The 13,637-nt window shown below is 67.2% G+C and carries 10 protein-coding genes; 6 read left to right on the top strand and 4 right to left on the bottom strand.

Annotated elements, in window-relative coordinates; translation table 11 throughout:
* Positions 1-52 precede the first annotated feature (52 nt).
* Complete coding sequence (locus tag ACSVDO_RS23255; RefSeq protein ID WP_489596613.1) at positions 53-1,342, top strand: EmrA/EmrK family multidrug efflux transporter periplasmic adaptor subunit; 1,290 nt, start codon at positions 53-55, stop codon at positions 1,340-1,342.
* A gap of 21 nt (positions 1,343-1,363) precedes the next feature.
* A complete protein-coding gene (locus ACSVDO_RS23250; protein WP_489596612.1) occupies positions 1,364-2,968 on the top strand; it encodes a DHA2 family efflux MFS transporter permease subunit in 1,605 nt (534 codons plus the stop codon).
* Positions 2,969-3,026: 58 nt separating this feature from the next.
* Here ACSVDO_RS23250 and ACSVDO_RS23245 read toward each other — a convergent pair whose 3' ends face one another.
* Entirely contained in the window at positions 3,027-3,383 is a 357-nt protein-coding gene (locus tag ACSVDO_RS23245; RefSeq protein WP_332547529.1) for a PRC-barrel domain-containing protein, read from the bottom strand.
* 286 nt (positions 3,384-3,669) lie between these two features.
* Between ACSVDO_RS23245 and ACSVDO_RS23240 the strand changes: the two genes are divergently transcribed.
* On the top strand, positions 3,670-4,299 hold the full coding sequence (locus ACSVDO_RS23240; RefSeq protein ID WP_489596609.1) for a hypothetical protein: 630 nt from the start codon (positions 3,670-3,672) through the stop codon (positions 4,297-4,299).
* Between the two features lie 23 nt (positions 4,300-4,322).
* Here the strand turns inward: ACSVDO_RS23240 and ACSVDO_RS23235 are convergent, their stop codons facing one another.
* Positions 4,323-5,048 (bottom strand): IclR family transcriptional regulator, encoded by a 726-nt coding sequence (locus tag ACSVDO_RS23235; RefSeq protein WP_489596608.1) that lies wholly within the window; start codon positions 5,046-5,048, stop codon positions 4,323-4,325.
* A gap of 163 nt (positions 5,049-5,211) precedes the next feature.
* Between ACSVDO_RS23235 and ACSVDO_RS23230 the strand changes: the two genes are divergently transcribed.
* The 3 genes from ACSVDO_RS23230 to ACSVDO_RS23220 are packed head-to-tail and all read left to right on the top strand — an operon-like array spanning position 5,212 to position 8,562.
* A complete protein-coding gene (locus ACSVDO_RS23230; protein WP_489596607.1) occupies positions 5,212-6,660 on the top strand; it encodes an aldehyde dehydrogenase in 1,449 nt (482 codons plus the stop codon).
* 9 nt (positions 6,661-6,669) lie between these two features.
* Positions 6,670-7,560 (top strand): NAD(P)-dependent oxidoreductase, encoded by an 891-nt coding sequence (locus ACSVDO_RS23225; RefSeq protein ID WP_489596605.1) that lies wholly within the window; start codon positions 6,670-6,672, stop codon positions 7,558-7,560.
* Positions 7,561-7,587: 27 nt separating this feature from the next.
* On the top strand, positions 7,588-8,562 hold the full coding sequence (locus tag ACSVDO_RS23220; protein WP_489596603.1) for a tripartite tricarboxylate transporter substrate binding protein: 975 nt from the start codon (positions 7,588-7,590) through the stop codon (positions 8,560-8,562).
* A 348-nt stretch (positions 8,563-8,910) separates the two neighbouring features.
* Here ACSVDO_RS23220 and ACSVDO_RS23215 read toward each other — a convergent pair whose 3' ends face one another.
* Both ACSVDO_RS23215 and ACSVDO_RS23210 read right to left on the bottom strand, forming a co-directional pair.
* Positions 8,911-10,359 (bottom strand): efflux transporter outer membrane subunit, encoded by a 1,449-nt coding sequence (locus ACSVDO_RS23215; RefSeq protein ID WP_489596601.1) that lies wholly within the window; start codon positions 10,357-10,359, stop codon positions 8,911-8,913.
* A 16-nt stretch (positions 10,360-10,375) separates the two neighbouring features.
* Positions 10,376-13,615: an efflux RND transporter permease subunit gene (locus tag ACSVDO_RS23210; RefSeq protein ID WP_332539446.1), complete on the bottom strand. Its 3,240-nt coding sequence runs from the start codon at positions 13,613-13,615 to the stop codon at positions 10,376-10,378.
* Positions 13,616-13,637 lie beyond the last annotated feature (22 nt).

Genomic DNA, 13,637 nt, shown 5'->3' with positions numbered 1-13,637 from the left:
AGCCAGCTGCCCCGGACGCAAAACCCAACCGTATAACAAAGCGCCGACTCTCATGACCGATCCAAAACAAGCTCCCGCTGCGGCCACGCCCGCCGGCAATCCTCCTGCCCGCCGCAAGGGCCTCACGGTGATCGCCGCCGCCGTGGCCATCGCCGCCATCGCCTGGGGCGGCTGGCACTGGGCCCATGGCCGCAACTTCCAGACCACCGACAACGCCTATGCCGCGGGCAATGTGGTGCAGATCACGCCCCAGCTCGGCGGCACCGTGGTCAGCATAGGCGCCGACGACACCGACTTCGTGCGCCCCGGCCAGCTGCTGGTGCAGCTCGACGCCGCCGATGCGCTGGTCGCGCTGGCCCAGGCCGAGGCCCAGCTCGCGCAGACCGTGCGCGAAGTGCGCGCGCTTTACGCCAACAACGCGCCGCTGCAGGCCCAGGTCGCGCTGCGCGAAGCCGAACTGCAGCGCCTCGAGGCCGATGCCGCGCGCTCCCAGCAGGACGTGGAACGCCGCCGTCCGCTGCTGGCCAGCGGCGCGGTGGGCAAGGAAGAGTTCGACCACGCCCAGACCCAGGTCACGGCCAACCGCAACGCCGTGGGCGCGGCCCAGGCCGCGGTGCGCGCCGCGCGCGCCCAGCTCACCGCCGCCCAGGCCCAGACCGAAGGCAGCTCCCAGCAGGACCACCCCAACGTGGTGCGCGCTGCGGCCAAGGTGCGCGAGTCGTATCTGGCGCTGCAGCGCACGCGCCTGCTGTCGCCCGTCGAAGGCCATGTCGCCAAGCGCGGCGTGCAGCTGGGCCAGCGCATTGCCGCGGGCGCGCCGGTCATGACCGTGGTGGCGCTCAACGACCTGTGGGTGGACGCCAACTTCAAGGAAAGCCAGCTGGCCGAGCTGCGCATAGGCCAGCCCGCGGAACTCACGGCCGACGTCTACGGCGACAAGGTCACCTACCACGGCAAGGTGCTGGGCCTGGGCGCGGGCACGGGCGCGGCGTTCGCGCTGCTGCCGGCGCAGAACGCCACGGGCAACTGGATCAAGGTGGTGCAGCGCGTGCCGGTGCGCATCGCGCTGGACCCGGCCGATCTCGCCACCCATCCGCTGCGCGTGGGCCTGTCGATGGAAGCCAAGGTCGATGTCAGCGCCCAGGACGGCGCGCCCGGCGCCATGCTGTCAAGCGTGCCGCGCACCACGCCCGTGTCCTCGACCACCGTCTATGACACCGGCATGGCCGAGGCCGATGAGCGCATTGCGCGCATCGTGGCCGGCGAAGTGCTGCCGGCGCTCAAGGCCTTGCCCGCGGTCGCGGCACCGGACACCGCGGCCGCACCCGCGGCCCGCCTGTAATCGCGCGCAAGAAGTATTCGCATGAGTACCTCCTCCACCGCCGCCCCTGGGGCGGCCCCGCGCGCGCCAGGCGCGCCTGTCCAGCCCTTGCGGCTGTCGCCGCTGCATGGCCCGGCGCTGCTGCTGGGCACCATGGCGCTGTCGCTGGCCACGTTCATGAACGTGCTCGACTCGTCGATTGCCAATGTGGCGATTCCCGCGATCTCGGGCGATCTGGGCGTGAGCCCGACCCAGGGCACGTGGGTGATCACCAGCTTCGGCGTGGCCAACGCGATCTCCGTGCCGCTGACCGGCTGGCTCACCCAGCGCTTCGGCGCCGTGCGCCTGTTCACCGTGAGCGTGCTGCTGTTCGTGCTGACCTCCTGGCTTTGCGGCTTCGCGACTTCGCTGGAAATGCTGGTGTTCTTCCGCGTGCTGCAAGGGCTGGTGGCCGGGCCCATGATTCCGCTGTCGCAGACGCTGCTGCTTTCGAGCTACCCCACGGCCATGGCCGGAACGGCGCTGGCACTATGGGGGGTGACGACGCTGGTCGCTCCCGTTGTCGGGCCGCTGCTCGGGGGCTGGATCACCGACAACATCTCCTGGCCCTGGATCTTCTACATCAACGTGCCCGTGGGGCTGTTTGCCGCGGCGCTGACCTGGGGCATCTACCGCCAGCGCGAGACGCCCACGCGCAAGCTGCCGATAGACACCATTGGTCTCACGCTGCTGGTGCTGTGGGTCGGGGCGCTGCAACTGATGCTCGACAAGGGCAAGGAGCTCGACTGGTTTGCCTCGGGAGAAATCATCGCGCTGGCCGTGGCGGCTGTCGTGGGCCTGGCGGTGTTCATCGTCTGGGAGCTGACCGACGCCCACCCGGTGGTCGACCTGCGGTTATTCGCAAGACGCAACTTTGCGGCCGGGTCTCTGGCGCTGTCGATTGCCTACGGCCTGTTCTTCGGCAACGTGGTGCTGCTGCCGCTGTGGCTGCAGCAGTGGATGGGCTACACGGCCACCTCGGCCGGCATGGCCCTCGCTCCCGTGGGGATTTTCGCCATCCTGCTCACGCCCCTGGTCGGCAAGAAGGTCGGGCAATGGGATCCGCGCAAGATGGCCACGGGCGCGTTCATCGTGTTCGCGCTGGTGCTGTGGCTGCGTTCGCATTTCACCACCGAGACGGATTTCATCCACATCCTGATCCCCACGCTGCTGCAGGGCGGCGCAATGGCGTTCTTCTTCATTCCCCTGACCACGCTGACGCTGGCCGGACTGCCGCCCGAGCGCATTCCCGCGGCTGCGGGCCTGAGCAACTTCGTGCGCATCACGGCCGGCGCCATGGGCACCTCGATTGCGACCACGCTGTGGGACAACCGCGCGACCATGCACCATGCCCACCTGACCGAAGGACTCATTCAAGGCCAGGGCACGTTCGCCCTGACGCTGCAGAACCTGCAGGCCGCGGGAATGAGCCAGGCACAGGCGCTGGCGCAGATCAACCAGCTGATCAACCAGCAGGCGTTCACGCGCGCCGCCGACGATATCTTCCTGGGTTCGTCGATGCTGTTTCTGATGTTGATCGCCATGATCTGGCTGACCAGGCGGCCGGCGCGCGGCGGGCCGGCGGCGGATGCCGGCGGGGCGCATTGAAGCCCTGGCGGAACAAAAAAAAGGGAGCCAAGGCTCCCTTTTTTCTTGGTGCCAGGCCTTAGAAGTAAGGCGTGCCGTAGTAGTCATTGACGCGGCGGCCGTATTCGTCGGTGTAGTCGGGCGAGGTTTCGCGCGTGTAGCGCGGCGCGCCTTCGAGCTGGGCCTTCTCGACGGCGACCACATAGCCGCCCATTTCAGGCTCGTATTTGAGTGTGTCCCAAGGCAGGGGATAGCGGTCCGTGCCCATGCCCAGGAAGCCGCCGAACTCCATCACTGCGTAGCGCACGCGGCCCGAAATCTTGTCGATCATCAGCGAGTCGATGGTGCCCAGCTTTTCGCCAGCGGGGTTGTAGACATTGGTGCCATTGACCTTGTCGGAAGAAATGACGCTCGATGCGGTATTGGGTGTATTCATGCGGATTCCTCAATGTGCCGAAGCAGGATGACTTCAAGCCCAAGGCTAATGCCTGCGCGTCGGGCCCGGGGTAGTCACCGGTCCGACAGCAGCGTAGGAGAAGCCGACCTGGGACCCCGGCCCCTTGCAAGCGCAAAACTCGCAAACTCATACAAAACAATCAACACAGAATATACAATAGTCATTGACTATCGTAGATTCCCTCATTTATCTAGTCAGAAGTTCGACGCTGCGGTGCTGGATGGCTGCGCAGCGTCTCCAATCCGAATCGTTACCCACAATCCCCATGTTAAGAGCTTCCGACACCGCGACCCGCAACTCCAACGAGCAGCCCGAGGACGCGCGCGCGCCTTTCACGGCTGCCGCGCCCAGCATCCCCACTGGCGAAAATACGCCTAGCGCTCACGCGGCCCCCCATGAGTCCGAATTGCAGCATCAGCAAGCAGCTGAGAGCGAAGACAGCGATCGCTTGAGCCAATGGAGCTGGAGTTGTTCCGACAGCGCGGATGAAAACCGGGGCAATTTTGCCAACATCACTTTTGACGGGCACGTAGAGCGCGATGCCGGGGAGCTTGGCTTGCTCGATAAATCGTTCTACGGATTTGATCAAAGCGGCCTGAACGACAGTCCTCTGGAGTGCGATATGCAGGAGCTGGAAAATGGCCTGTCACTGGAGAACATGCAGCTGCACGTCCATTTCTCGCCCAACCGACCGTCCAAGACCGCGCGCGAGCACCCTGCCGTCCAGGAAGACATGGCTATGCCCGACGAACTGACAGCATTTGAATTCGACACCTACGGATCCTGGTGCGCGCACGAGATGGCCGTTCTGGTCATTGAAGAAACGCCGCAGGCAATGGGCGGCGTGCAGCCCACTGGCTGCGTCGTCGCGCAGAGTTACGACGCCATGCAATGAAGCTTGGGCCTGCGGCGGGCGGCCTAGATGTCCTGTGCGCCGTGCCGCGCGCGCCCGCCCAGCGCCAGCGAGCCCAGCTGGCAGGCCTCGATCAGCAGCGGCGCCATGAATTCCACCGACGCATCGGTGAACTGCGCCAGCGGGCCCGACAGCGACAGCGCCCCCAGCAAGGTATCGCCGGGCCCGATGATGGGCGCCGACAATGCTCCGCAGCTGGGGTCGCGCTCGCCGCGCGACTGGTGTATCCACGGCCATTGGTCGGTGAGGAAGTCCGATGGCTGCTTGCGCAACACCTTGCCCGCTGCGCCCGCGGCCAGCGGCAGCAGATCGCCTTCGCGCACGCGGTCCAGCGTCGAATGATTGGAGTCGAGACGCAGCACGCAAAACCGGCGGAGCTCGTCGTGGACGATATGGAATGACGGGCTGGGCGCGCCCGCATCGACGAGCTTTTGCATCAGCGGCAGCAGATGCGCGCGAAAGCGAAAACTCGCATCGAACGCCCGCCCCAGCCGGAACGCCAGATTGCCCAGGCAATAGGCGCTGTCGGAGCGCCGCACGACCAGGCCGCATTTCTCCAGGCTGGCCAGCAGCCTGAGCACCGCGCTCTTGTACAGCCCCGTGGCCGCGGCGATCTCCGACAGCCGCAGCGGCGCGCGCGCGGCCTCGAGCGCGACCACCACGCGCATCGCCTTGTCGACGGCGGCTACGCCCGCCATGTTCGCCTCGTAATTCGTTGCCTTGTCGTTCATGCGGCGATTGTGACGGATTCGGCACGCACCACCTTGAAGTTCAATAACTTCATGAAAGGAATTCTGCACAACAGAACCATCAAGCTTGGTGCATACCCTTAATACTGCAATTTGCAGAACATCTACGCCATAGAATCCGCTGCAAATTCTGTGGAGTGGAACAATGATGGAAATCAAGAAACTGCTGATCGACGGTCAGTGGATGGCCGGCGAGCCCGGCGTCGAGCGGCTGTTCTCGACCAATCCCGCGACCGGCCAGCTCAACCATGAAGTCGCGGCAGCCGGAGCGCAGTTCGCTGACCACGCCGTCGCGTCCGCGCACCGGGCCTGCAGGCAGCCCGGCTGGCGCAACATGCTGCCCGCCGAGCGCGCGCGCATCCTGTACCGGATTGCCGAAGGCATGGAGGCGCACAGCGAGGAGATGTCGCGCCTGCAGATGCTGGAAAACGGCAAGGTCTGGAAAGAGTGCCAGGCCCAGGTCAGGAGCGCGGCCGCGACGTTCCGCTACTACGCGGGGGTCTGTGAGACGCTGTGCTCGGAGGTCACGCCGGCGCGCGGCAACTACCTGTCGCTGGCTGTCTACGAGCCCTATGGCGTGGTGGTGGCGATCACGCCCTGGAATTCGCCCATGACCATGGAGGCGCAGAAGATCGCGCCAGCGCTGGCCGCGGGCAATGCAGTGATTCTCAAGCCTTCGGAAGTCACGCCTTCGACCGGGCTGCTGCTGGGCAGGATTGCACTCGAGGCCGGCCTGCCGCCGGGCATCCTCAACGTCTTGCCCGGCTGGGGCCATGAAGTCGGCGCGGCGCTGGTCGCGCATCCGCAGGTGCGGCTGGTGTCGTTCACCGGCGGCACCGAAAGCGGCCGGCGCATTGCCCAGGTGGCCGCTGCCAAGCTGATGCCGGTGGCGCTGGAGCTGGGCGGCAAGTCGCCGCACATCGTGTTTGACGACGCCGACCTCGATCTCGCGGTGGAAAGCATTGCGGGGGGGATTTTCGAAGGCAGCGGCCAGTCCTGCGTCGCGGGCTCGCGCGCCTTCGTGCAGCGCGGCGTCTATGACCAGGTACTGCGCAAGCTCGTGGCGCGTGCGCGCGCCATCGCGGTGAAGCTGCCCGACCAGGCCGGTGCCCAGATGGGCCCCATGGCCAGCTTTGCCCACCGCGACAAGGTCGCGTCCATGGTGGCCCAGGCCATTGCCGACGGCGCGCGCGCCGAATGCGGCGCCGGCGTGCCGCAGGACCCGGCGCTGGCCGCGGGGGCGTTCTATCTGCCGACGATCCTGACCGGAATGCGCAACAGCGATGCCATCGCCCAGCAGGAGATCTTCGGGCCGGTGCTGTGCCTGATGCCGTTTGACGACGAGGCCGATCTGATCGAACAGGCCAATGCCTCGGTGTTCGGCCTGGCCTCGGGCATCTGGACCGGCAGCTACCCGCGCGCCTGGCGCGTGGCGCGCGCCCTGGAAGCCGGCACGGTCTGGATCAACACCTACAAGCAGCTGTCGATTGCCACGCCGTTTGGCGGTTTCAAGGACAGCGGCATAGGCCGCGAAAAAGGCATACAGGGGCTGCGCCTGTACCAGCAGGCCAAGGGCATCTTTTTTGGAATGTGAGAACGAGCAATGACCATGACCACTGAGAACAAACTGGGTTTCATCGGCCTGGGCGTGATGGGCGAGCCCATGTGCCGCAATCTGGCGCGCAAGTCGGGCCGCCAGATCCTGGCGTCCGACCTGGACCCGACGCCGCTGGCGCGCCTGCGCGCCGAGGGCGTGCAGTCCGCGGCGCTGGAGGAAATAATGCGCGAATGCGACACGGTTTTCCTGTCGCTGCCTTCGGGTGAGATCGTCGAGCGCCTGTGCCGCCAGCCACAAGGCCTGCTGGCTCTGGCGCGCAGCGGCCAGACCATCATCGACCTGAGCACCTCGCCGGTATCGACCACGCGCGAACTCGCGCGCGACTTCGCGGCCCTGGGCGTGAGCTTCATGGACGCTCCCGTGGCGCGCACCCGCGCCGCGGCCGAAGCCGGAACGCTGGCCGTGATGGTCGGCGGCACGCCGGAAGATTTCGCGCGCGTGCAGCCGCTGATCGCCACCTTTGCCTCCGACATCGCGCTGTGCGGCCCCGTGGGCTGCGGCCAGGTGCTCAAGATCCTCAACAACATGGTGCTGTTCGAGACTGTGGTCGCGATCAGCGAAGCCAAGGCCATAGGGGTGCGCGCCGGCGTCGATGCCGGCGTGCTGTTCGAGACGCTGTCCAAGGGCTCGGCCGACAGCTTCGCGCTGCGCAACCACGGCATGAAAGCCGTGCTGCCCGAGTCCTTTCCCGAAAGAACCTTTTCGGTGCGCTATGCGCGCAAGGACCTGCTTTACGCGCTGGAACTCGCGCAGGAGCATGGCGTACCCGCGAAAGGCGCGCAGTTGGTAGGCCAGTGGTTCGACCAGGCGATCGAGGCCGGCGTCGGCGACCAGTACCACCCGGTGATCAGCGAGCTGATCGCGGGCAAGCACTGATATTCATAAAACCAAGGAGACAACACCATGACTTCCCGCAGAACCTTCACCGCCGCCTGTGTGGCCGGCGCCCTGCTTGCCCCGGCAATGGCCTGGGCCCAGGCCGGCTACCCCAAGGGCCCGGTCAAGATGGTCGTGCCCTACGCCGCGGGCGGCGCGACCGACATCATCGCGCGCACGCTGGGCGACAAGCTGGGTGCCAAATGGGGCCAGCCCGTGGTCATAGAGAACAAGCCCGGCGCCGGCACCACGCTGGCCGCAAGCCAGCTCGCGCGCATGTCCGCCGACGGCCAGACGCTCTACATGACCACTTCGGCCCACACCATTGCGGGCAGCATCTACAGCAAGCTCGACTTCGATCCGGTCAAGGACTTCTCGCCGATCTCGCTGGTCGCCAAAGTGCCGCTGGTGCTGGTGGTGCGCCCCGGCCTGGCAGCCACCAATCTCCAGGAGTTCATCGCGCTGGCGAAGAAGGAACAGAGCGCGCTGTCGTTTGCTTCGCCGGGCAACGGCACGGCCCAGCATCTCGCGGGCGAGATGTTCAACACCGCCGTGCAGGCCAGGACCACGCATGTGCCCTACCGCGGCGACGCGCCCGCGATCACCGACCTGCTGGGCGGCAGCGTGGACGCCATGTATGCGACGCTCACCGTGGTGCTGCCCTACATCGCCTCGGGCAAGCTGCGCGCGATCGCGCTGGCCAACGACAAGCGCGTGCAGAAGGTGCCCCATATTCCGACGTTTGCCGAAGCCGGCCTCGACAAGTTCGAGGCCGCTACCTGGTTTGGCGTGCTGGCACCGGCGCGCATTGCCGCGCCGCTGGGCGAGCGCATCAGCCAGGACATCAAGGCCGTCATTGCCCAGCCCGACATGCAGGCCAAGCTGATCGACCTGGGCGCCGAAATCGTAGCCAACAGTCCGGCCGAGTTCCGCGTCTTCATGGACGAGGAGGCGCAGAAGTGGAAGAAGATCGTCGCCACGTCGGGGGCGACGGTGAATTGAGGGGCACAGGGGCGTTCGCCCCGAGCTTGCCGAAGGGCGTTTCCATGGCGCTGCTTGAGGTCAGGCCGTTCCTCCTTCGGCGCGGCCGGCGAGGCAGGCTCAGGGCGAACGGGTTAAAACCGTTCGTGGTGAGCCTCCCTGGCAGGGCGCGTCGCACCATGAACGGGCCGTCCTCATGCCTTGAGCGCAGGCCGTTCATCCTTCGACAAGCTCAGGACGAACGGGGGGTGACGCCCGCTGTTTCTTTAAAACGCCTTGCGAGACCTCGGCTTGCTTACCCCCGCTCAGGACGAACCTGCGAAAGGATAGCCCTCATCCAACAATCCGCCCGAACCCAAGGGCCCTTCTCTAGACCGCCCCCTGCTCCCAGCTCCCGCCAATGGCGCGAATCAGCATCACCGTCGTGGTGTACTGCGCGGTGCTGACCTGCAGTGCATTGCGCCGCTGGCGCAGCGCGTTGCGGCGCGCATCCAGCAGTTCAAGCTGGCTCACATAGCCGTTGCGGTAGCGCACGTCCGACAGGTGGCTGGCGCGCTCGGCCGACTGCACGGCCTGGGCCAGCACTTCGGACTGGCCCGCCAGCAGACGCAGCGTGCTCAGCTGGTCCTCGACATCGCGAAACGCCGTGAGCACCTGGCCGCGCTGCGCGGCAACGGCCGCTTCCAGCCTGGCCTTGGCGCCCTCTTCCTGCGCCGCGCGCTGGCCGCCGTCGAAGATGGGCAGCGACAGCAGGGCGTTCAGGCCCCAGGAGCGCGCCGACCAGCGCAGCAGGTCGCCCAGTTCGGGCGAGGCATAGCCGCCGTTGGCGGTCAGCATGATCGAGGGAAACCACGCGGTCTGGGCCACGCCCACGCGCGCCAGCGCGGCCTGCACATTGGCCTGGGCGGCCGAGACATCGGGGCGGCGCGCCAGCACCGTGGCCGGCACGCCGGCCGGAATCACCGGCAGCGTCGCCTGGGCCTGGCTGTCGGCCAGCGTGAAGCGGCCCGCGACTTCGCCGGTCAGCACCGCCAGCGCATGCACCAGCAGCGCCTGCTGGCGCTCGAGCGCCAGCACTTCGAACTCGGTGGCCGAGACTTCGGTCTGCATGCGCGCCACGTCGAGCTCGGCCGCGTCGCCGGCCTGGAAGCGCCGCGTCGTCAGCCGCAGGCTGTCGCGGTAGATGTCCAGGCTTTGCACCACCAGCGCGCGCTCGGTCTGCACCGAGCGCAGTTGCAGATAGGTCTGGGCGACATCGGCCTGGACCATCAGCCGCGTGCTCTGCAGCAGCGCGGCGCGCGCCTGCGTGTCCTGCAGCGCGGCGGCGCTGGTCTGCGACAGCTTGCCGAACAGATCGACTTCATACGACAGGTTCAGTCCCGCCGTGCCCACCGTGGCCGGCGCGCTGCTGCCCGTGGACTGCAGGCCGGCCTGGCGCGCCACGCCCGCCGAGGCGCCGATCTGCGGCAGGCGCTGGGCGTCGGCCGAGCGCAGCAGCGAGCGCGCTTCGGCCAGGCGCGCGGCCGCGGCCTGGATATCGGTGTTGGCGTCGCCCGCGCGCTCTACCAGTGCGCTCAGTTGCGGGTCGGCAAATGCCAGCCACCAGGCGCCGCGCGGCTGGGATTCGGCGGGGACGGCCGACGCCGTGCCGACCGGCGCTTCGCCGCCTTCGGCGCTGCTGAACGTGGTCGGCAGGTCGATGCCTGCATGCTCGGCCGGGGGCGGCAAGGCGCTGGCGCAGCCGGCCAGCACCAGCGCGGCAAACAGCGGCGCCAGGCGCGCCAGGGGTTGTCGCGTCAACAAGGCAATGGTTTTCATGGAGTGACTCCTCTTCTTATTCATCATGAGCGCGCGGCGCGGCCAGCACGGGATGGGCCACGGCGCCGGAACCATGCGCAGCCGAAGCTGCGGCAGGAGCGTCCGGGCTGGGGTGCTGCAGCAGCGGCCGGTTGCCCGCCATGCGGCGCAGCACCACATAGAACACCGGCGTCAGGAACAGGCCGAAGGCCGTCACGCCAATCATTCCGAAGAACACCGCCACGCCCATGGCGCTGCGCATCTCGGCGCCTGCGCCCGTGGCCAGCACCAGGGGCAGCACGCCCATGACGAAAGCCAGCGAGGTCATCAGAATGGGGCGCAGCCGCAGGCGGCTGGCCTCGATCGCGGCCTGTATGGGCGTGCGCCCGGCAAACTCCAGCTCGCGCGCGAATTCCACGATCAGGATGGCGTTCTTCGCCGACAGCCCGACCAGCACGATCAGCCCGATCTGCGTGAACACGTTGTTGTCGCCGCCGCTGAGCCAGACACCGGTCATTGCCGCGAGCAGGCCCATGGGAACGATCAGGATGATGGCAATGGGCAGCGTGAGGCTTTCATACTGCGCGGCCAGCACCAGGAACACCAGCAGGATGGCCAGCGGAAACACCAGCAGCGCGGAATTGCCGGCCAGGATTTCCTGGTAGGTCAGCTCGGTCCACTCAAAGCCAATGCCCTGGGGCAGGGTTTCGGCTGCCACGCGCTCGATTGCCGCCTGGGCCTGGCCCGACGAGAAGCCGGGCGCGGGCCCGCCGCTCACATCGGCCGACAGGAAGCCGTTGTAGCGCATCGCACGCTCGGGACCGAAGCTGGGCTCGAGCTTCATCAGCGCCGACAGCGGCACCATCTGGCCGGTCGTCGAGCGCACCTGCAGCAGGCCCACGTCCTCGGCGCGCGCGCGGTAGGCGGCGTCGGCCTGCACGCGCACGCTGTAGGTCCGGCCGAACTGGTTGAAGTCGTTGGCGTACAGGCTGCCCAGATAGATCTGCAGCGTCTCGAAGATGTCGGTGACGGGAACGCCCAGCTGGCGCGCCTTGGTGCGGTCGATGTTGGCGTACAGCTGCGGCACGTTGACCTGCCAGCTGGTGAACAGTCCCGCAAGTTCGGGCGTCTGGTAGGCCTTGGCCATGAAGGCCTTGACGGCCGCGTCCATGGCGTCATAGCCCAGCGATGCGCGGTCCTCGATCTGCAGCTTGAAGCCGCCGGTCGTTCCCAGGCCGGCCACGGGTGGCGGCGGGAACAGCGCGATGAAGGCTTCCTGGATGCCGCCGAACGCCTGGTTGAGCTGGCCGGCCACGGCCGCGCCGCTCTGGTCGGCCCGGGTGCGCTCGGCAAACGGCTTGAGCGTGACGAACACCACGCCCGAATTCGAGCTGTTGGTGAAGCCGTTGATCGACAGGCCGGTGAAGGCCAGCGCGTCCTCGACGTTGGGGTTCTGCTTGACGATCTCGCCCATGCGGCGAATCACTTCGTCGGTGCGGTCCAGCGTCGCGCCGTCGGGCAGCTGGGCAAAGCCCACCAGATACTGCTTGTCCTGGGCGGGAACGAAGCCGCCGGGAACGATCTTGAACAGGCCCCAGGTCGCGCCGACCAGCGCCAGGTAGATGACCAGCATCAGCGCCTTGCGGCCGATCACGCGCTGCACGCCGCCGCTGTAGGCGTCGGAGCCGCGCTGGAACAGGCGGTTGAAGCGGCGGAAAAAGCCGCCCAGCACGCGATCCATGCCGCGCGTCAGCGCATCCTTGGGCGCGTCATGGCCCTTGAGCAGCAGTGCGCTGAGCGCGGGCGCCAGCGTCAGCGAGTTGATCGCCGAGATCACGGTGGAGATCGCGATGGTCACCGCGAACTGGCGGTAGAACTGGCCGGTGAGCCCGCTGATGAAGGCCAGCGGCACGAACACCGCGACCAGCACCAGCGCAATCGCGATGATGGGCCCCGAGACTTCGCGCATCGCGCGATACGTGGCTTCGCGCGGCGACAGCCCCATCTCGATGTTGCGCTCCACGTTCTCCACCACCACGATGGCGTCATCAACGACGATACCGATGGCCAGCACCAGCCCGAACAGGCTCAGCGCGTTGATCGAGAAGCCCAGCAGGTGCAGCACGGCAAACGTGCCCACCACCGAGACCGGCACGGCCAGCAGCGGAATGATGGACGCGCGCCAGGTCTGCAGGAACAGCACCACGACCAGCACCACCAGCGCCACGGCTTCAAGCAGCGTGGTGATCACGGACTTGATCGAGGCGCGCACGAACTGCGTGGGGTCGTAGGCGATGCGGAACTCCACGCCTTCGGGCATGTTCTTCTGCAGCTCGGCCATGGTGGCGCGCACATTGGCCGAGATGTCAAGCGCGTTCGAGCCCGGGGCCTGGAACACGCCCATGCCCACGGCGGGCTCGTTGTTGAGCAGCGAGCGCAGCGCGTAGTCGGCCGCACCCAGCTCCAGGCGCGCGACATCGCGCAGCCGCGTCACCGCGCCGTCGGCGCCCGACTTGACGATGATGTCGCCGAACTCTTCTTCGGTCTGCAGACGCCCCTGGGCGTTGATCGACAGTTGCATGTCGACGCCGGGCAGGCCGGGCGAAGCGCCGACCACGCCGGCCGCGGCCTGCACGTTCTGGCCGCGGATCGCGGCCACGACGTCGGCCGCCGACAGGCCGCGCTGGGCGACCTTCTGCGGGTCGAGCCAGGCGCGCATGGCGTAGTCGCCGCCGCCGAAAATCTGCACCTGGCCCACGCCCTGGATGCGCGCCAGTCGGTCCTTGACGTTGAGCACCGCGTAGTTGCGCAGGTAGTCGATGTCGTAGCGGTCATTGGGCGAGACCATGTGCACGACCATGGTCAGGTCGGGCGCGCTCTTGATGGTGGTGATGCCCAGGCGGCGCACTTCCTCGGGCAGGCGCGGCTCGGCCTGCGAGACGCGGTTTTGCACCAGCTGCTGGGCCTTGTCGGGGTCGGTGCCCAGCGCAAAAGTCACCGTGAGCGTCATCACGCCGTCGGTCGTCGCCTGGCTGCCCATGTAGAGCATGCCTTCGACGCCGTTGATCGATTCCTCCAGCGGCGTGGCCACGGTTTCGGCGATCACCTTGGGATTGGCGCCAGGATACTGGGCGCGCACCACGACCGAGGGCGGAGCGACGTCGGGATACTCCGAGATCGGCAGCGCGCGCAAGGCGATCAGGCCGGCCAGGAAGATCAGCACCGACAGCACCCCGGCAAAGATCGGGCGGTCAATGAAAAAGCGGGAGAGGTTCATATATTGTTCTTTTCAGTCAGCT

Source organism: Comamonas sp. DB36, from assembly GCF_057914905.1.
Note: the sequence above shows the minus strand (reverse complement) of the source record. Positions and strands in the feature narration are given on the sequence as shown.

Bases quoted from the DNA above. Each gene is read 5' to 3' on its own strand.
- ACSVDO_RS23245 (WP_332547529.1), bottom strand. From the start codon at position 3,383: ATGAATACACCCAATACCGCATCGAGCGTCATTTCTTCCGACAAGGTC.
- ACSVDO_RS23225 (WP_489596605.1), top strand. From the start codon at position 6,670: ATGACCATGACCACTGAGAACAAACTGGGTTTCATCGGCCTGGGCGTG.
- ACSVDO_RS23250 (WP_489596612.1), top strand. From the start codon at position 1,364: ATGAGTACCTCCTCCACCGCCGCCCCTGGGGCGGCCCCGCGCGCGCCA.
- ACSVDO_RS23240 (WP_489596609.1), top strand. From the start codon at position 3,670: ATGTTAAGAGCTTCCGACACCGCGACCCGCAACTCCAACGAGCAGCCC.
- ACSVDO_RS23230 (WP_489596607.1), top strand. From the start codon at position 5,212: ATGATGGAAATCAAGAAACTGCTGATCGACGGTCAGTGGATGGCCGGC.
- ACSVDO_RS23235 (WP_489596608.1), bottom strand. From the start codon at position 5,048: ATGAACGACAAGGCAACGAATTACGAGGCGAACATGGCGGGCGTAGCC.
- ACSVDO_RS23210 (WP_332539446.1), bottom strand. From the start codon at position 13,615: ATGAACCTCTCCCGCTTTTTCATTGACCGCCCGATCTTTGCCGGGGTG.
- ACSVDO_RS23255 (WP_489596613.1), top strand. From the start codon at position 53: ATGACCGATCCAAAACAAGCTCCCGCTGCGGCCACGCCCGCCGGCAAT.
- ACSVDO_RS23220 (WP_489596603.1), top strand. From the start codon at position 7,588: ATGACTTCCCGCAGAACCTTCACCGCCGCCTGTGTGGCCGGCGCCCTG.
- ACSVDO_RS23215 (WP_489596601.1), bottom strand. From the start codon at position 10,359: ATGAAAACCATTGCCTTGTTGACGCGACAACCCCTGGCGCGCCTGGCG.